The 18,702-nt window shown below is 56.2% G+C and carries 16 protein-coding genes; 11 read left to right on the top strand and 5 right to left on the bottom strand.

The window, feature by feature from the left end; genetic code table 11:
- Positions 1-116: 116 nt before the first annotated feature.
- Positions 117-2,330, bottom strand: a complete 2,214-nt coding sequence (gene zntA / locus A936_RS13315) for a Zn(II)/Cd(II)/Pb(II) translocating P-type ATPase ZntA (RefSeq protein ID WP_008458595.1) — start codon at positions 2,328-2,330, stop codon at positions 117-119.
- A 184-nt stretch (positions 2,331-2,514) separates the two neighbouring features.
- Between zntA and A936_RS13310 the strand changes: the two genes are divergently transcribed.
- From A936_RS13310 to A936_RS13300, 3 genes are all read left to right on the top strand, one after another.
- Complete coding sequence (locus A936_RS13310; RefSeq protein ID WP_008458591.1) at positions 2,515-3,561, top strand: LacI family DNA-binding transcriptional regulator; 1,047 nt, start codon at positions 2,515-2,517, stop codon at positions 3,559-3,561.
- Positions 3,562-3,723: 162 nt separating this feature from the next.
- Entirely contained in the window at positions 3,724-4,794 is a 1,071-nt protein-coding gene (locus A936_RS13305) for an SIS domain-containing protein (protein ID WP_008458589.1), read from the top strand.
- 56 nt (positions 4,795-4,850) lie between these two features.
- Entirely contained in the window at positions 4,851-6,221 is a 1,371-nt protein-coding gene (locus A936_RS13300) for a PTS transporter subunit EIIC (protein WP_008458587.1), read from the top strand.
- Between the two features lie 2 nt (positions 6,222-6,223).
- Here A936_RS13300 and A936_RS13295 read toward each other — a convergent pair whose 3' ends face one another.
- Positions 6,224-6,850 (bottom strand): lysoplasmalogenase, encoded by a 627-nt coding sequence (locus A936_RS13295; RefSeq protein ID WP_008458586.1) that lies wholly within the window; start codon positions 6,848-6,850, stop codon positions 6,224-6,226.
- Positions 6,851-6,971: 121 nt separating this feature from the next.
- Between A936_RS13295 and A936_RS13290 the strand changes: the two genes are divergently transcribed.
- A complete protein-coding gene (locus A936_RS13290) occupies positions 6,972-7,343 on the top strand; it encodes a DUF2500 domain-containing protein (protein ID WP_008458585.1) in 372 nt (123 codons plus the stop codon).
- Here the strand turns inward: A936_RS13290 and A936_RS13285 are convergent.
- A complete protein-coding gene (locus A936_RS13285) occupies positions 7,331-7,600 on the bottom strand; it encodes a DUF1145 family protein (protein ID WP_096754169.1) in 270 nt (89 codons plus the stop codon). The two genes, A936_RS13290 and A936_RS13285, sit on opposite strands and share 13 nt — an antisense overlap.
- A 5-nt stretch (positions 7,601-7,605) precedes the next feature.
- Positions 7,606-8,193, bottom strand: coding sequence for a 16S rRNA (guanine(966)-N(2))-methyltransferase (gene rsmD, locus A936_RS13280; protein ID WP_008458581.1), 588 nt, complete (start codon positions 8,191-8,193; stop codon positions 7,606-7,608).
- 181 nt (positions 8,194-8,374) lie between these two features.
- Between rsmD and ftsY the strand changes: the two genes are divergently transcribed.
- From ftsY to rpoH, 4 genes are all read left to right on the top strand, one after another.
- On the top strand, positions 8,375-10,003 hold the full coding sequence (ftsY, locus tag A936_RS13275) for a signal recognition particle-docking protein FtsY (protein ID WP_008458579.1): 1,629 nt from the start codon (positions 8,375-8,377) through the stop codon (positions 10,001-10,003).
- A 2-nt stretch (positions 10,004-10,005) separates the two neighbouring features.
- Positions 10,006-10,674 (top strand): cell division ATP-binding protein FtsE, encoded by a 669-nt coding sequence (gene ftsE / locus A936_RS13270; RefSeq protein WP_008458576.1) that lies wholly within the window; start codon positions 10,006-10,008, stop codon positions 10,672-10,674.
- Positions 10,667-11,722: a permease-like cell division protein FtsX gene (gene ftsX, locus A936_RS13265; RefSeq protein ID WP_008458575.1), complete on the top strand. Its 1,056-nt coding sequence runs from the start codon at positions 10,667-10,669 to the stop codon at positions 11,720-11,722. The genes ftsE and ftsX overlap by 8 nt, the downstream gene beginning before the upstream one ends.
- Positions 11,723-11,977: 255 nt before the next feature.
- Entirely contained in the window at positions 11,978-12,832 is an 855-nt protein-coding gene (gene rpoH / locus A936_RS13260) for an RNA polymerase sigma factor RpoH (protein ID WP_008458573.1), read from the top strand.
- 35 nt (positions 12,833-12,867) lie between these two features.
- On the opposite strand, the gene pdxR is transcribed toward rpoH, so the two are convergent.
- Entirely contained in the window at positions 12,868-14,358 is a 1,491-nt protein-coding gene (pdxR, locus tag A936_RS13255; protein ID WP_008458570.1) for a MocR-like pyridoxine biosynthesis transcription factor PdxR, read from the bottom strand.
- A gap of 118 nt (positions 14,359-14,476) precedes the next feature.
- Between pdxR and A936_RS13250 the strand changes: the two genes are divergently transcribed.
- The 3 genes from A936_RS13250 to A936_RS13240 all read left to right on the top strand — a co-directional run bounded on the left by A936_RS13250 (position 14,477) and on the right by A936_RS13240 (position 18,488).
- Complete coding sequence (locus A936_RS13250; protein ID WP_008458568.1) at positions 14,477-15,742, top strand: 4-aminobutyrate--2-oxoglutarate transaminase; 1,266 nt, start codon at positions 14,477-14,479, stop codon at positions 15,740-15,742.
- Between the two features lie 140 nt (positions 15,743-15,882).
- Complete coding sequence (locus tag A936_RS13245; protein WP_008458566.1) at positions 15,883-17,127, top strand: aromatic amino acid transport family protein; 1,245 nt, start codon at positions 15,883-15,885, stop codon at positions 17,125-17,127.
- Positions 17,128-17,384: 257 nt separating this feature from the next.
- Positions 17,385-18,488: a branched-chain amino acid ABC transporter substrate-binding protein gene (locus A936_RS13240; RefSeq protein WP_008458563.1), complete on the top strand. Its 1,104-nt coding sequence runs from the start codon at positions 17,385-17,387 to the stop codon at positions 18,486-18,488.
- Positions 18,489-18,702: the final 214 nt, after the last annotated feature.

The raw sequence follows: 18,702 nt of genomic DNA, 5'->3' as shown, positions 1-18,702 counted from the left end.
GCAATTAATATGCTCATAAGTTGCCAATCAGTCAACTTATGGGCGGGGATTTATTTTTACACAGGGGCATCCTTGCCCCTGCTTGCGGAGTAAAAAACCGGAAGCTGCCTCGAAAACTATTTCTTCCGCAGCAGGCGAATGGCGTTCGCCGTGACCAGCGCGGTAGCGCCTGAGTCTGCCAGCACCGCCAGCCACAGGCCGGTCAGGCCGAGCAGGGTGGTGACCAGGAAAATCCCCTTCAGCCCCAGCGCAATCGTCACGTTCTGGCGAATGTTGTTATGGGTGGCTCTGGCGAGCCGTACCATACCTGCCAGTTCGGTCAGACGGTTGTGGGTTAGCGCGGCATCTGCCGTTTCCAGCGCGACGTCGGTGCCGCTGCCCATCGCGATGCCGATGGTCGCCGCTTTCATCGCCGGGGCATCGTTGATGCCGTCGCCGACCATTGCCAGCGGCGCGGTGGCATTGAGTTTATTCACCGCTGCCACTTTGTCTGCCGGCAGCAGGCTGGCGCGGTAATCAATGCCAAGCTCGCGGGCGATTGCCGCCGCCGCGCGTGGGTTATCCCCGGTCAGCATTACGCCCTGAATCCCGAGCTGGTGGAGTGCCGTAACCGCTTCGCGGGCATCGCTGCGCAGCGTATCGCGCATAGCGATGGTGCCCAGCAGTTGCCCCGCACGCAGCACTACGATCACCGTCTGGCCCTCTTCTTCCTGCTTCGCGATCCGTCTTTGCCAGGTTTCGCTGAGTGTCTGGCCGTCAAGTTTGGACGGTGAACTGAGCAGCAGCGTTTCGCCCTGAATGCTGGCTTCTACGCCAACCCCGGCGAGAGCGCGGTGATTTTCTGCGGCGACAGGAGGCAAGTTGCGCTGTTGCGCCGCGTTGACAATGGCCTTCGCCAGTGGGTGGGTGGAACCTTGTTCAACCGCCGCGGCGAGCGCCAGAAGCTGGTCTTCTTCTGTTCCTTCTTCCACCGCTATGGCCGTAACCTGAGGTTTACCTGCCGTCAGGGTGCCGGTTTTGTCGAACGCGACCTGCTGGATTTGACCGAGACGTTCCAGCGCGGCCCCGCCTTTAATCAACGCGCCTCGACGAGCCGCCGCGGCAAGACCTGAAGTAATGGCCGCAGGCGTGGAGATAACCAGCGCGCATGGGCAGCCGATCAGCAGCAGCGTCAGGCCTTTATAGATCCACGGTTCCCAGCCCTGGCCGAAGAACAGTGGCGGGATGACGGCGGTCAGCAGCGCGAGCAGCATGATGATCGGCGTGTAAATCCGGCTAAAACGATCGATAAAGCGTTCGATAGGCGCACGGCGCTCCTCGGCTTCTTCAATCAGCCGCAAAATGCGGTCGATGGCGCTGTCGCCGGGCTCGGAAATCACCTCCAGCTGAACAAGGCGATCTACGCTGGTGCTGCCTGCGGCGACTTTTTCGCCCTGCTGGCGCTCTACCGGCACGGATTCCCCGGTCAGGGCACTTTCGTCAAAGCTGGCAAAACCGCTGAGCAGGCGGCCGTCGGCGGGCAGTCTGCCTCCGGCGGCAACTTCAATCACGTCGCCTGGGCGAAGATCGGCCTGCGCGACGGTTTCGCGCTCGCCGTCCCGGAGGCGAATAGCGACGTCCGGCTTTAGCGCCATCAAGGCGCTTACCCCGCGGCGTGCTCGGCTGGCGGCATAGGATTCGAGGCGTTCGCCGATGAGGAACAGCAGCAGAACCATCGCCGCCTCGGCGGTGGCGCCGATAAACAGCGCGCCGATTGCGGCGACGCTCATCAGCGTTTCAATGGCGAACCAATTGCCGCTGCGAATCAGGCGCACGGCCTGGCGCGCGATCGGCCACAGGCCAACCAGCGTGGTGGCGATAAACGCCAGGTTGCCGAGCGGATGGTTGAATTGCTCGAGCCCCCAGCTGATCACCATCAGGACGATGAGCAGGATCAGCGGCAGGTTCTCTTGCAGGCTGCTGCTTTTTTCCTGCTTCGGGGCGCTGGCGTCGTTCAGCGTGTAGCCTGCGGCCTTGACCGCTTTTTCTACGTCGTCGCGAATGTCTCTTGAGGCGCTGACCAGCAGTTTTTCGGTAGAAAACACCACCTGAACTTGCTGCACATCGCTCACCTGTTTCACCGCATTTTCCACTTTGCGTGCGCAGGCCGCGCAGTCCATTCCCGCGACGTACCAGCTGTAGCGGCTGCCGTTGTCGGCAATTTCTGGCTCTGGTTTTTGTGCAGAGCAGGCGTCATCTGCGCAGCAGGAGGGGCCTTCCGCCTGCAGCGGGCTTAGTTTGGCAAACGCAAACTGCGGTGGCTTTTTGCCGTCTTGAGGTGTGTTGAGCATGGCGCCCTCCGGTAATGATAATTTTCTCATTACCGATGTTACTCTCTGGAGTTGACTCCAGAGTCAAGCGTCTTTTTTACCGCCGGATATTTCTGGCTGGCCGGCGGCAGTTTTCAGGATTGGCCTTTGCTTCCCCACGGCGCTTCCCCTAGTATTATCCGCAGGTCGGGATGAGAATGAATCGATGAAAAAACCACTGACAATCAAGGATATTGCGGAGCTGGCGCAGGTGTCTATCGCCACGGTCTCCCGGGTGCTGAACAATAACAGCTGGGTGGCGGACAAAACGCGTAGCCGGGTTGAAAAAGTGATTCAGGAGCATAACTTCAGCCCGAATCTGCTGGCGCGGGGGATGATTTCCAAGAAAACCCAGACGCTGGCGATTGTCGTTTCCGATATCAGTAACCCCTACTTTGTGATGCTGGTGGCGCAGATTGAGCACGAAAGTCTGCGGCTGGGCTACAAGGTCACGCTGTACGACACGCAATCGGCAAACAGAACCTCCCGCGAAGCACCGGTGGTGCCCGAAGAGCATATTTTTAATTCCATTACCGACAGCCAGATAGACGGCGTGATCATTCTCGGCGGTAATATCGACTACAACGACATTGCCGCGACTTATCTGCAGGAACTGAAAAAGCTGATCGCCACCGTGCCGGTCGTGGTCGTGGGGCGTAACCTGCCGGGCGTGGAATATGCCTGCGTTGAACGCGATCAGGCGGGATGTGTGCGCTTAGCCACTCGTCACCTGTTTGAGAAAGGTTACCGGCGCATTGGTTTTATCGGCGGGTCAAAGAATGTATATATTACCCGCGAGCGCGAGGCGGTATTTCGGGCCGAGCTGGAAGCTGCGAAATTGCCGGTAGAAAATAGTTTTATTGTGCTGAATAACTTTTATTTACAGCATGGCTATGAGGCAATTGAAACGCTGATTTCAACGAATACAAGCTTGCCGGATGCCATTGTGGCAATTAACGATCATGTTGCCAAAGGCGCGATCCGTGCGCTAAAGGATCACAATCTGTCTGTGCCAGATAATATCGCCATAGTGAGCTGTGAATATTTCCCTGGCAGCGAGTATTTTATTCCCCGCATTGCCACCGTTGACCACCAGAATGCTTTGATTGGCAAAGCGGTCATGACAAAGTTAATGGCTATTTTGAATGAAAATGCTGCCGGTATCGCAGTCGAAAAAATACCTCTTACGCTATTGAACGGCGAATCCTGTTAGTTTTCAGCGGCGGATCTCTTTTTCAGGCATCCGCCCGTTTCTCCCCTTCACATTATTTTTTGATCTCGCTAACAGTTGCGCGATCTGGCGTTGACAAGCCTCGTCAGACTCCTCTAGCCTAAAACCTGAAAACGTTTTCAGGTTTTGATTACAGGAGAGCCGATGAAACCGACAATGATGACCTACATCCATGAAGAGCAGGCGACATTAAGCGCCATGCTGTCTCGCTATCCGTCCGATCTTCCGGTGCTCGGTGGGAAGAAAGAGTGGCTGGTGCTGGCCACGGGCTCCAGCATTAACGCGATCAAAAGCGCGAAGTACTACGTGGAAAAACTGGCGGACGTTCGTGTCACCGTCGAAGAGCCGTTCCACTTTCAGCATTACGAAAAATTCAGTGATACCACGGATTTGGTGATAGGCGTTTCCCAGAGCGGGGAAAGCACCTCGACCCTCAACGCGATTCAGCATATTCGCCAGACTCACCCGGTCAAAACGGTGGGCATCACCAGCAAAGCCGGGAGCGAGCTTGCCCGCGCCGTGGACCACGTGATTGATATCGAGATCGGCGAGGAACGCGTCGGCTACGTCACCAAAGGGTACGTTGCTACGATCCTGAAATTTATGCTGCTGGGCGTGTTTGTCGCTCGCCGCAGCGGGAAGATCGACGCTGAACAGGAAGCGGCTGAGCTGCATAAGCTGGACGTTGCGGTGAAATCGATTCCGGGCGTGATTGCCGACACCGAAGCTTTCTTCACCCAATGGCAGGCCGAACTGGCCGCTTCCCCGCGCTTCACCTCAATTGGCTACGGGCCGAGCGTCGGCGTGATCAAAGAGATGGAAACCAAGTTTGCCGAGACGATTCGCGTGCCATCCCAGGGCGTTGAGCTCGAAGCGTTTATGCACGGGCCTTATTTCGAAGTGAATGGCAGCCACCGGATGTTCTTTATTGATACGCCGGGCGTGGCTCGCGAGCGTTTATTACTGCTGAAAGCCTATGAGCAAAAATATACCGACTACGTGTACACCATCAAATTAGGTGAGGACAACGATCCGCGCACGCTGGCGGTGAAAGCCAATATTGATGAGTTTATTGCTCCGCTGATCATGGTTATCCCTTTCCAGATATTGGCTCACCATATTGCAGAGGCAAAGGGCAATAATCTGCCGCAGCGGATCTTTACCGATTTTGGCGTGTCCGTAAAAAGTAAAACGAAGCCAGGCGATTACGCCTGAGGCACAGTATTCCCTACACAATAATAACGTCCCTACCTTGCTACTGAGGAATGATTATGGCTACCTTCAGTCAACTTGCCCGACAGATAATTCAGCATGTCGGCGAGGCAGAAAATATAGAGCATCTTACCCACTGCGCAACCCGTTTGCGTTTTACTATCAAAGATAAAAGTAAGATTAATAAAGATGAGCTTTATAAGTTGCCAGAGGTAGTCAAACTGGTTGAAAACCCAGGGCAATTCCAGATTGTTATTGGGCCAAAAGTTGAAAAAGTCTTTCTGGCTATCACGGCGCAGATGGGGGAGCCGTCCTCAGAAGAAGCCTCTGCGCCGCAGGGCTCGATGATTAATCGCCTGCTGGCCACGCTTTCCGCTATTTTCACGCCTTACATCGGCGTGCTGGCGGGCGTGGGGGTGGTGAAAGGGATTGTGGTGTTGCTGCAAACAATGAACCTGGTGGATACCCATTCGTATGTGTTCACCGTGTTCAATGCGCTTTCCAGCGGCGTTTTCGTCATGCTGCCGCTGTTTATCGCGGTAACGGCTGCGGAGCGCTTTAAGGCCAATAAATATAGCGCCCTGGCGCTGACGGCGGCGATGATTTTCCCGCTGACGGATGCCAGCGTGCCCGGGGCCTTCCACGTTATGGGCCTGGCGCTGAACGTGAAAATCTACGGCGGGGCGGTGATCCCGGCGGTCTTTGCCGTGCTCTTCCTGAGCCACGTCGAACGCTGGCTGAAAAAGGTGATCCCGGAGATCGCCGCGCTGGTATTCGTGCCTTGTTTGTCGCTGATCGTCAGCGGCTTTGTGGTGTTCACCGTGATTGGCCCGGTGGCTGACTATGTTGGCGTCGGCATCGCCAACGGCTATGCGTGGCTGTACAACCTCAGCCCGGTGATTTCCGGTGCGCTGTTAGCGGGGATTGGGCAGCTGTTCGTGGTGTTTGGCGTGCACTGGGGCATTATCCCGCTGGCGTTAATTAACATTCAGGTCAACGGCTATGACACCATTATGGCGATGTTTATGTCGGCGGTAATGGGGCAGTTTGGGGCGGTATTTGGTGCCATCTTTATTGCCCGTAACCTGAAAGATAAGCAGATTGCGATTTCCGCTTCGCTCTCCGCTTTCTTCGGCATTACCGAACCGGCGCTGTACGGCGTGAACCTGAAATACCGCATGTTATTTGTTTTCGGCTGCATTGGCGCAGCGCTGGGCGGCGGGATTACCGGCCTCCTGGGCGTGAAAACCTACAGCTTCCTGCCGGTGCTGAACGTGTTCGAGCTGGGGCTGTTTAGCGGGCCGGAATCGAAGATGATTTACGAGGTGATTGCTATCGCGGTGGCGTTTACGGTGCCTGCGGTGTTGACCATTATCTACGGCAAAACCCGCAGGCTGGAACCTGCCTCCCTGGCGGAAGGCAGGCGTTAACCTCAGATATACAGGGCGCGAACAATCATAAAGTGCCCGGCAAAGTAGCAGGCGGCGGCAATGGCGCTGTCGCCTCTGAAGCGGTGACGATAGTGGCTGACCAGCCAGACAATGTTGCCCAGCAGCAGCAGGCTAGCCCCCACAAACCCGGAGAAGTTCGGGGCCGTCGGGCGGAAGAAATAAAGCTCGGCGGCAAGCCAAACCATCACCAGCGTCATACCGATAAACGTCAGAATAGGCACGCGCAGCGCTTCCAGCCGCGTCCAGATAGTCGCGACCAGCAGTGCGCCAATAATCAGCAGAGCCAGCGGTAGCGGCCAGAAAATGGCCAGGCTCATCTGGCTGGCAAAATAGATGGTGTACAGCAGATGCGAAAGGAAGAATGCCCCCACGGCGTAAAGCAGACGTTGAGTGGGCAGTAGCGTGAGCGCATCGCCGACCAGCGTTGCCAGAAGACCCGCCACAATCAGGTAGCCGGCCGCTTCAAACATCGGTGCCTGCCAGGCCAGCAGCAGCAGGAGCAGCAGGGTCAGCGGCTTGAAGAGCCAGCGCTGCCAGGTGGCGCCGCGCCAGGAAGCATCAATGTAAATCCAGGCCGATAACGCAACAGCAATAAATGACCAAAGCATGGCATATCCTTATTTTAATTGTTGGCGTAACACCGTTCAGTCTAGTGGCTAAGCGGCGCAGATGACAACGGCGCGGCGCCAGGGTTATGCTGAAAAGTGTCTGACAATTAGAGAAAAAGCCATGAGCAAGCCCCCAACTTTCATTATCGCCATCGTTGTGGTCATCGTCGTAGCCGCCTCCTTTCGCTATTTTCAGCAGCGCCGCCAGAATATCGAAAACGACGCGGCGCCGCTGAGCGTAAAAAAAGTGGTGGTGGCGACCAAGCGTGAAAAACCGTCCAACGACCGACGTTCGCGCCAGCGTGAAGTCACTCCGCCGGAAGACTCGATTCGCTATGAGGTTTGGTTTGCGCCACAGAGCGGCGGGATGGAAATGAAAATGCGCGTTGAAGCGGCGGAATACCATGCGGTATCGGTGGGAGATACAGGTACGCTGAGTTACAAGGGGACGCGCTTTGTCAGCTTCGTCCCCGAAGAGACTCACTTGCCCTGACGCAGCTTTTTCTGCCAGACCAGCAGCTCAAACACGCCAAAAACGAAAATCTTAATCTGTTCACCGCGGGCAAGCGCCGGGCCGTCTTTCGGCTGTGTGGCTTTCAGCAGGCTCAGCTGCAGGCCGTGCATAATCACCATGAAGATCAGCGCGACGTTAACGAAAATGTTCAGCGGGCGCGGATAAGGGTGAACCAGGTTAAAGATCAGAAAGCCCCAGACGCAAAGCATCAGCAGGCGGCCAAAGTTAATCAGAATCGGCATTATGCGGCTCCTTGAGCTTCACGAATAAACAGGCGATAAGCCACCTGACCGGCGACTTTTTCACGGTGCAGCACCCAACTGGCAGGCACCGCTGGCAGACCATTTTCCACTTCACTTTCTACGTAGATTAGCGCGTCATCCGCCAGCCAGCCGTTTTTCTCGAGCAGGCTGAGCGTTTCATCCAGCAACCCCTTACGGAACGGCGGGTCGACAAAGACGACGTTGTGCTGTGTGCCGGGCTGCGCGAGCACATTCAGCGTATTGGCGTTGAGCACTTTGCCATTGCTGGCTTTTAAGGTCGCGAGGTTCTTTTGCAACTGCTGGGAGACTGCGCGATCCATTTCAATCAGCGTCGCGCTGGCGGCATAGCGGGAGAGCGCCTCCAGTCCGAGCGCGCCGCTGCCGGCAAAACAGTCGAGGCAATGGGCATCTACCATTGACGGGGCCAGCCAGTTGAAAAGCGTTTCGCGCACGCGGTCTGTCGTCGGGCGCAGGCCGGGGCTGTCCGGAACCGGGAGTTTTCGGCCGCGCCATTGGCCGCCGATGATGCGAATCTGGCCGGAACCAGAGGATTGGGGTTTCTTCATTGCTCTCACTGCGATGCTAAATTTTGCGGTTATTCTAGCGGCGCACGCCCGGCCAGGAAACCTTAATCCACTGGCGTGATGCGGCGCCGGGAAAGTGATAGACTAACGCACTATTTTTTATGCCCGTGGCAAGCAGAATCGGGTCTGTGCCATGAATTAACAGCGAGGAGTGTAGTCGCAAATGGCGAAAGAGAAAAAACGTGGCTTTTTTTCCTGGCTGGGATTTGGCCAGAAAGAGCAGCAGCCGGATGTCGAAGCAGAACAAAAAGTAATAGAAGAACAACCGGTTACTGAGCAGGCTCCCGCGCAGGATGAACCTCAACAGCCTCAGGCTGTCGAGCAGGAACAGCAGGACTTAGTTAGTGAGCACTCACTGGAGGAGTCCGAAAAGTTTGCTGAGCAGGTCGTGGAGGTTAACGCCCAGCTTGCAGAAGAAGCGGAAGAGAAAGCGCTGGCGGCCGAGCCGGAAATGATTCCTGAGCCGGAAGTGACCGTTGAGCCCGAGATCGTGGCTGAACCAGAGCCTGTGGCGGTTATCGAGCCAGAACCCGTTGTCGAACCTGAGGCCGTTGTCGAGCCTGAGGTGATTGAACCTGCGGCTGTTGTTGCAGAGCCGGAAGTCATTGAGCAGCCTGTTGCGGCCGTGGAGCACGAAACGCTGCCGTTGCCGGAAGAGATTGCCGAAAATGTAGATCAGCCTGACGAGTGGCAGGCCGAGCAGGACGAAATCGTCAACGAAGAAGTGGCTGAAGCCGAGGCGCTGTTCGCGCACGAAGCTGCCGTGGAAGATGAAGCCGTGGCTGAAGAAGCTGTTGATGAAGAGCCGGAAGAAGAGGCTGTCGAAGAGACTGCTCCGGTTGCCGTGCAGCAAGAGCAGGAAAAGCCGACCAAAGAGGGCTTCTTCGCCCGCCTGAAGCGTAGCCTGGTCAAAACTAAACAAAACCTCGGTTCCGGATTTATCAGTCTGTTCCGCGGCAAGAAAATCGATGATGATCTGTTTGAAGAGCTGGAAGAGCAGCTACTCATTGCCGACGTTGGGGTTGAGACAACCCGGAAAATCATCACCAACCTGACCGAAGGCGCAAGCCGCAAGCAGCTTCGTGACGCGGAAGCGCTGTACGGTCTGCTGAAAGAAGAGATGAGCGAAATCCTCGCCAAAGTGGACGAACCGCTTAATGTGGAAGGCAAAACGCCGTTTGTTATCCTGATGGTTGGCGTTAACGGCGTGGGTAAAACCACCACTATCGGCAAACTGGCTCGCCAGTTCGAGCAGCAGGGCAAATCCGTGATGCTGGCGGCAGGTGATACCTTCCGTGCGGCAGCGGTTGAGCAGCTTCAGGTTTGGGGCCAGCGCAACAATATTCCTGTTGTCGCCCAGCATACCGGCGCGGACTCCGCTTCAGTTATCTTCGATGCTATTCAGGCGGCGAAGGCGCGTAACATTGATGTGTTGATTGCCGATACCGCAGGGCGTTTGCAGAATAAATCGCACCTGATGGAAGAATTGAAGAAAATTGTCAGGGTTATGAAAAAGCTGGACGAAGATGCCCCGCATGAGGTTATGCTCACCCTCGACGCCAGCACCGGTCAGAATGCCATAAGCCAGGCTAAACTGTTCCACGAAGCGGTCGGGCTGACGGGCATCACCCTGACCAAACTGGATGGTACCGCCAAGGGTGGCGTAATCTTCTCTGTGGCAGACCAGTTCGGCATTCCGATTCGCTACATTGGCGTCGGCGAACAAATTTCTGATTTACGACCGTTTAATGCGGGCGACTTTATAGAGGCACTTTTTGCCCGAGAGGATTAACAATGATTCGCTTTGAACACGTCAGTAAAGCCTATCTCGGTGGGAGACAAGCGTTGCAGGGAGTGACCTTCCATATGCAACCGGGCGAGATGGCCTTTCTGACCGGCCATTCTGGCGCAGGGAAGAGTACTCTGCTCAAGCTTATCTGCGGTATCGAACGGCCCAGCGATGGGAAGATTTTTTTCAGCGGCCATGATATTAGCCGCCTGAAGAGCCGTGAAGTGCCGTTCCTGCGTCGTCAGATTGGGATGATCTTCCAGGATCACCACCTGCTGATGGACAGAACCGTGTACGACAACGTGGCCATCCCGCTGATCATCGCGGGCGCCAGCGGCGAAGATATTCGCCGTCGCGTGTCTGCGGCATTAGATAAGGTCGGCCTGCTGGACAAAGCGAAGAACTTTCCTATCCAGCTTTCCGGCGGTGAACAGCAGCGCGTGGGCATCGCTCGCGCCGTGGTAAACAAGCCGGCTGTGCTGCTGGCGGATGAACCGACCGGGAACCTTGATGATGCGCTGTCGGAAGGTATTCTGCGCCTGTTCGAAGAGTTTAACCGCGTGGGCGTAACGGTGCTGATGGCGACTCACGATATAGGGCTTATCTCACGTCGCAATTACCGTATGTTGACCCTCAGCGACGGCCATTTGCATGGAGGCCTGGCAGGTGAATAAACACAGTGCGCTCAACCATATCAAGCGCTTCAGCAACAAGCTGGATAAAATCAACCAACTGAATAAGTTAGGCGACCTTGGCCGTTCGGTGAAAAAACGTGGCAAAGGGCCGCAGTCTAAAAGTAAATCCCTGAAAGGCGGCGTGAATGAGCAGTTCCGCTACGCCTGGGAAGGGGCGCTTCAGGATCTGAAGAGCAAGCCGCTGGCGACCTTCCTGACGGTAATGGTGATTGCCATCTCCCTGACGCTGCCGAGCGTTTGCTATATGGTTTACAAGAACGTAAACCAGGCGGCGACCCAATATTATCCGTCCCCGCAAATCACCGTTTACCTCGATAAGGCGCTGGACGATAACGCCGCGCAGCAGGTGGTGGGCGCGATTCAGGCGGAGGAGGGCGTGGATAAAGTTAACTACCTCTCCCGCGAAGAAGCGCTGGGCGAGTTCCGTAACTGGTCGGGCTTTGGCGGCGCGCTGGATATGCTGGAAGAGAACCCGCTGCCCGCCGTGGCCGTGGTGAACCCTAAACTGGATTTCCAGAGCACGGATCATCTGAATACGCTGCGTGATCGCGTGGCGAAGATTCATGGCGTCGATGAAGTGCGCATGGATGACAGCTGGTTTGCCCGTCTGGCGGCGCTGACCGGGCTGGTCGGGCGAGTGGCGGCGATGATCGGCATCCTGATGGTTGCAGCGGTGTTCCTCGTCATCGGTAACTCGGTGCGTTTGAGCATCTTTGCCCGCCGCGATACCATCAACGTGCAGAAGCTTATCGGGGCAACCGACGGCTTTATTTTGCGTCCATTCCTGTATGGCGGTGCGCTGCTGGGCTTTAGCGGTGCGTTTCTGTCGCTGATCCTGTCTGAGATTCTGGTGATGCGCCTCTCTTCGGCGGTGACGGAAGTGGCGCAGGTGTTCGGGACTAAGTTCGATATCAGCGGGTTGGGCTTTGACGAATGCCTGCTGCTGTTGCTGGTCTCGTCGATGATCGGCTGGCTGGCAGCCTGGCTTGCCACTGTTCAACATTTACGCCGTTTTACGCCGGAGTAAAAAGTTTTTGATATACTCATTCCCTGCTACGATAACGTCGTCCGCAGGGAGTGCGTTTTACACCGTAGTGACCCCTGCGATGCTGCAATAACCGTCACACTTTGTGTGTAATCTATTCACAGCTTTACATTGAACTTGTGGATAACATCACTGTCTGAGAGTACAGTGAAGGGTACGGTCTGGGCCTGACGTGTTGTCGGTGCGCCTCAGCCACTTGAATGGCAAGCCGTACTTAGTCTCTAAGAGAGGGTTTGAATGACCAAAGAAATGCAAAATTTAGCTTTAGCCCCTGTTGGTAACCTGGAGTCGTATATCCGGGCTGCAAACGCCTGGCCGATGTTAACGGCTGAGGAAGAGAAGGAGCTGGCTGAAAAGCTGCATTACCAGGGCGATCTGGAAGCAGCGAAAAAGCTGATCCTGTCTCACCTGCGCTTTGTTGTTCATGTTGCGCGTAACTATTCCGGCTACGGCCTGCCGCAGGCAGACCTTATCCAGGAAGGCAACATCGGCCTGATGAAAGCAGTACGCCGTTTTAACCCAGAAGTGGGTGTTCGCCTGGTCTCCTTTGCGGTGCACTGGATCAAGGCTGAAATTCATGAATACGTGCTGCGTAACTGGCGTATTGTGAAAGTCGCGACCACCAAAGCACAGCGTAAGCTGTTCTTTAACCTGCGTAAAACCAAGCAGCGCTTGGGCTGGTTTAATCAGGACGAAGTCGAAATGGTGGCCAACGAGCTTGGCGTGTCCAGCAAAGACGTGCTTGAGATGGAGTCACGCATGGCGGCGCAGGATATGACTTTCGACATGTCGAATGACGACGACGCTGACGGTCAGCCGATGGCGCCGGTGCTCTTCCTGCAGGATAAGTCTTCCAACTTTGCCGATGGCATTGAAGACGACAACTGGGAATCTCACGCCGCAGACAAACTGAGCGATGCGATGCAGGGCCTGGATGAACGCAGTCAGCAGATCATTCGCGCGCGCTGGTTAGATGAAGACAACAAAAGCACGCTGCAGGAACTTGCAGACCGCTATGGCGTTTCCGCCGAGCGCGTTCGTCAGCTTGAAAAGAACGCGATGAAAAAATTGCGCGCCGCTATCGAAGCTTAACGCCGATACACACGTCGCACTAAGAGCGCCCCACTTTATGTTGGGGCGTTTTGCTTTTTATGCTCCGGCATACATGCCAGCAGCACGGTAAACGCCGCTTCCATTTCGCTCTCCGGCAGGCTGGCGAACCCCATCAATAATCCCTTCTTGCGCCGTTCGGTCAGGTAGTAACGCGACAAGGGCCGCACCAGAATATTGCGGGCGTTAGCGCGCTCAGCAATCGCCACATCATCGGCCTCATCAGGCAGATTCAAAATCAAATGCAGCCCGGCGTTATCGCTGAAATCTGACAGCGCCTGTGGCCCGCAGTGGCGGGAGATCAGGTCGGTCAGGAAGGCGCGACGGCGGCCGTAGAGCAGGCGCATCCGGCGAATATGGGCCGAATAATGCCCGGCGGTAATAAACTCTGCCAGCGCCTGCTGAATAAGCGAATGCCCGCCGCGATACAATTCCGCATGGGCGGTTTTCAGGTCATTGACCAGCGGACGAGGCAGCACGACGTAGCCGAGCCTTAAGCCCGGATAAAGCGTTTTACTGAAGGTGCCGATGTAAACCACCGGCGCGTCGGTGACCAGCCCCTGCAGCGCCGGAATAGGCTGGCCAGAAAAGCGAAATTCGCTGTCGTAGTCATCTTCAATAATCCAGCTGCCGTGCTGGCGGGCGAGTGCCAACAGGCGCTGGCGGCGCTCCAGGCTCATCACCGCCCCCAGCGGGTACTGATGAGACGGCGTGACGAAGATTAAGCGCGGCGCTTCGCTCACTTTCTCCGGCGGGCAAAGGCCGTTCTCATCGACGGTGAGCGGCGTGACCCGCACATCATTCATCGTCAGTACGTGGCGAATGCCCCAGTAAGAAGGTTCTTCGATCCACGCCAGGTCGTCTCTGTCGCACAGCATCCGGGTGACCAGATCGATAGCCTGGTGGATCCCTTCGGTGATCAGGATTTGGTCGACCTGGCAGTTTACTCCTCGGGAAACACGCAGGTAATCGACCAGCGCATGCTGTAGTTCAGGTGTGCCGCCGTTGCAGCTATAGCTCAGGCGCTCCGGTTTAGGACGGCGGCTGATGCGCGCCTGGATCTTGCTGAATAGCGGATGAGGGAAGGCGTTGACGTCTGGTACACCGGGAATAAAAGCTCCCCACTGGCGCGGGCTGGCGCTCACCTGAGAAAGAAGATGCTGTCCGCGGCGGGAAATAGATACCTCAGGAGCCGGAGCCGTGCCACCTTCGGCAGGGCTTCCCGTGGAGGTGAAGCGATCCGGCAGCGTTTTTTCAACAAAAGTGCCGCTGCCCTGGCGGGATGAAACGTACCCCTCGGTCATAAGCTGCTCATAAACTGTTAACACAGTGTTACGGGAAATGCTGAGTTCGCTGGCTAAGTCGCGGGAGGCGGGCAGGCGGCTGTGGGGCGGCAATGAGCCATCCAGAATGGAACGGCGCAGCGCGTTATAAAGACGTTTATGCAGCAGGATATCGGTCTCTGCCTGTAGCCTGACAAGAATCAAATCACCCACTAAGTCTCGCAATTGGATCCCTCAGATAAACTGAATTGGCACTCGATTATAGGGCCAATACCTGTGTAAATAAACGACATTGTTTCTGATTTGTTGCGATAAAGTGACTGACATAACAGGAGAGACCAAGGTGAAAAGTGCAGAGCTGAATCAGCGCCGTTTACAGGCCACGCCGCGCGGTGTGGGCGTGATGTGTAGCTACTTTGCAGAGAAGGCAGAGAACGCCACTCTGTGGGATGTGGAAGGCAACGAGGTTATCGATTTTGCCGCCGGGATCGCCGTGCTGAACACCGGCCATCGTCACCCGAAAGTGATTGCCGCTGTAGAAAAACAATTGCAGGCCTTTACCCACACGGCTTACCAGATTGTCCCCTATGAAAGCTACGTTTCACTGGCCGAGCGTATTAACGAACTGGCGCCGATTGACGGCCCGGCGAAAACCGCGTTCTTCACCACCGGTGCGGAAGCGGTTGAGAATGCGGTGAAAATCGCCCGCGCTTATACCAAACGTCCCGGCCTGATCACCTTCGGCGGCGGCTTCCATGGCCGAACCTTTATGACCATGGCGCTGACCGGCAAAGTGGCACCGTACAAAATCGGTTTTGGCCCGTTCCCTGGCTCCGTCTACCACGCGGTCTACCCGAACGCCGCTCACGGCGTGACGACTGACGATGCGCTCAAAAGCCTGGACCGTATCTTTAAAGCCGATATCGCCGCGGATCAGGTGGCGGCCATCATACTGGAGCCGGTTCAGGGAGAAGGCGGCTTCAACGTGGCGCCCCCTGAATTTATGCAGGCGCTGCGCCAGCTGTGCGACACCCACGGCATTCTGCTGATTGCCGATGAAGTGCAGACCGGCTTCGCACGTACCGGCAAGCTGTTTGCGATGGACTATTACGACGTCAAAGCCGACCTGATGACGATGGCGAAAAGCCTGGCCGGTGGCTTCCCTCTGTCCGGCGTTGTGGGCCGTGCCGAAGTGATGGATGCCCCTGCGCCTGGCGGCCTGGGCGGCACTTATGCAGGCAACCCGTTGGCGGTTGCCGCGGCTCACGCGGTGCTGGATGTAATCAACGAAGAACAGCTGTGCAAACGTGCCACCCAGCTTGGTGAACACCTGAAAGAAGTGCTGAATCAGGCGCGCCAAAGCTGCCCGGCAATTGTCGACGTGCGTGGGCAGGGCTCGATGGTGGCGGTGGAGTTTAACGATCCGCAGACCGGGAAACCTTCGCCAGAATATACCCGTGAAGTTCAGCTGAAAGCGCAGGAACAAGGGCTGCTGCTGCTGAGCTGCGGCGTCTACGGCAATGTTATTCGCTTCCTTTATCCGCTGACCATTCCTGATGCTCAGTTCACCAAAGCGCTGGCCATTCTGTCCAGAGTGCTTAAGGGCTAATCCCCGTAGTTTGCGGCGGCAGGGAAGCCCGCCATACACAAGGCGGCCGCAGCATTTTTTCCCCAGCGTGAAGTGGTTTATCACCCTGATATCCCCTGTTTTCCGGCGGACGTTACCGCCGGAGTAATACGGAAAATATTATGTCTGAAAACTCCACCTTCTCTCCCGCCGTTGCGCGCGGGGAGCGGACTGTTGTCCCCGGTAAATCCCTGAGTTTCGTTGAAGGCGTGTCGATGATTGTCGGCACTAACATTGGTGCGGGCGTGCTTTCTATCGCCTATGCCTCGAGCAAAGCGGGCTTCTGGCCGCTGTTATTCTGGCTGGTGCTGGTGGGCAGCCTGACCACCGTGACGATGCTTTACGTCGCTGAATCCACTTTGCGTACCCGCCAGCATTTACAGCTCAGCGGGCTGTCGCTGCGCTACGTCGGGCGCTTTGGCGCGCTGATGATGTTCCTTTCCGTCTGCGTAAACAGCGTCGGGGCGTTGACCGCCTATATGACCGGCAGCGGCAAACTGCTGCACTCTTTGTTTGGTATCTCCCCGGCCCTGGGCAGCGTGCTGTTTTTCATCCCGGCTGCGGGCGTGCTCTACATGGGCCTGAAAGCCATCGGGCGCGGGGAAAAGTTTATTAGCGTCGGCATGGTGGTGATGATAGTGGTGCTGGTGATTGCGACTTTGCTGAAAGAGACGACCAGCGTCGGCTACCTGCTGGAAGGCAACTGGCTTTATATGGTGCCGGTGTTCAACGTGGTGGTGTTCTGCTTCTCGGCGCAGTACATCGTGCCGGAGATGGCGCGTGGTTTTGCCGACAAGCCCGAAAAGCTACCTAAAGCCATCCTCGTTGGCATGGTGGTGACCTTCGCGCTGCTGGCCCTGGTGCCGATGTCGGTCATCATGCTTAACGGGCTGGACGATATCTCTGAGGTGGCGACGATTTCCTGGGGGAAAGCGCTGGGAGAGTGGGCATTCTTCTCGGCGAACCTGTTTGCGCTGTGCGCCATGCTGACGTCGTACTGGGGGCTGGGCGGGAGTTTCCTGACCAATATCTTTGACCGCTTCCGCCTGGGCAGCGATGAGCCTTCTCTGAAGCGTTTTCTGGTACTGCTGGTGGTCGCGATCCCGCCGTTTGTGCTGGCCTACAGCGGGCTGGTGTCGTTCGTGAATGCGCTCTATTTTGCGGGCGTGTTCAGCGGCGTGATTTTGTCGATTATGCCGATCCTGATGATTAAAGGCGCCCGCCGCAGCGGCGATGTCACGCCCGGCTGGACCTGCCCGGCATTTATGACCCACCCGCTGATCCAGATTTTCATCGTGTTGCTTTACCTCTGCAGTGCCGTTTATGCGGTTGCTTCCGCTCTGGGATATTTGCCGGCAGGTTGGTGATTCCGAGGCCTGCTCCCCCGCGCCCGGAGGCTTTCCGGCGCGGTTATTTTTTTGTCACATTCCCGTTATCTAACCTTCAAATATGTCTTTCCAAATTATCGCAAATGGCGCTATGTTTAGCATAGTGTGCTGCCGTAGCGCCGGCTGCTGCCCTTAAGTTAGCTATCATATGCTTTTCTTATACCTACAAACAGAATAATGCGCTAATAAACAACAACACAACAAATTCAATAACCATAACAATGGGGACTCTCAGGATGAAAATGACGGGTAAAGCCTTACTGGCAGGATGCGTTGCACTGGCAATGAGCCACGCGGCGATGGCAAAAGATATTAAGGTCGCGGTAGTAGGGGCAATGTCTGGGCCGGTCGCGCAATACGGCGATCAGGAGTTTACCGGTGCCGAGCAGGCGGTGGCTGACATTAACGCCAAAGGCGGGATCAAAGGCGACAAACTGGTTATCACCAAATATGACGATGCCTGTGACCCGAAACAAGCGGTCGCGGTAGCGAACAAAGTGGTGAACGACGGCATCAAGTACGTGATCGGTCACCTGTGCTCTTCTTCTACTCAGCCAGCGTCTGACATTTACGAAGACGAAGGCATTCTGATGATCACCCCGGCAGCTACGGCACCGGAGCTGACCGCTCGCGGCTATAAGCTGACTCTGCGTACTACCGGTCTCGACTCTGACCAGGGCCCAACCGCGGCGAAATACATTCTGGAACACGTGAAGCCTAAGCGCATTGCTGTGATTCACGATAAGCAGCAGTACGGCGAAGGTCTGGCGCGTTCCGTGCAGGATGGCCTGAAAAAAGGCGGCGCTAATGTGGTGTTCTTCGACGGGATCACCGCCGGTGAGAAAGATTTCTCCACGCTGGTTGCTCGCCTGAAGAAAGAGAACATCGACTTTGTTTACTACGGCGGCTACCACCCGGAAATGGGGCAGATCCTGCGCCAGTCCCGCGCTGCTGGTCTGAAAACTCAGTTCATGGGGCCTGAAGGCGTAGCGAACGTTTCCCTGTCTAACATCGCCGGGGATTCAGCAGAAGGCCTGCTGGTGACCAAACCGAAGAACTACGATCAGGTTCCGGCCAACAAACCGATTGTGGACGCGATCAAAGCGAAGAAACAGGATCCAAGCGGCGCATTCGTCTGGACCACCTACGCAGCCCTGCAGTCGCTGGCTGCTGGCCTGAACCAGAGCGCAGATCCGGCGGCTATCTCTAAATACCTGAAAGGGGCGACCGTGGATACCGTGATGGGGCCGCTGTCGTGGGATGAGAAAGGCGACCTGAAAGGCTTTGAGTTCGGGGTGTTCACCTGGCATGCCAACGGCACAGCCACCGACGCAAAATAAAAGCAAACGGCAACCAAAGGGTTGCCGTTTTAGTGTTTTCGCGGGCGATGAGCGCCGGGTTACAATTCAACCCTCACCCCTGCCCTCTCCCAGTGTACGGTCCGGGGACATCGTGAACACTTGTTCGGGGACATGGTAGACACTTACAACTAAGGCATAAGAACCCGTTTATGGAGCCGCTTATGCCGTGGGATGCGAGAGATACCATGTCATT

Source organism: Enterobacter sp. Ag1, from assembly GCA_000277545.1.
Lineage (GTDB): Bacteria > Pseudomonadota > Gammaproteobacteria > Enterobacterales > Enterobacteriaceae > Cedecea.
Note: the sequence above shows the minus strand (reverse complement) of the source record. Positions and strands in the feature narration are given on the sequence as shown.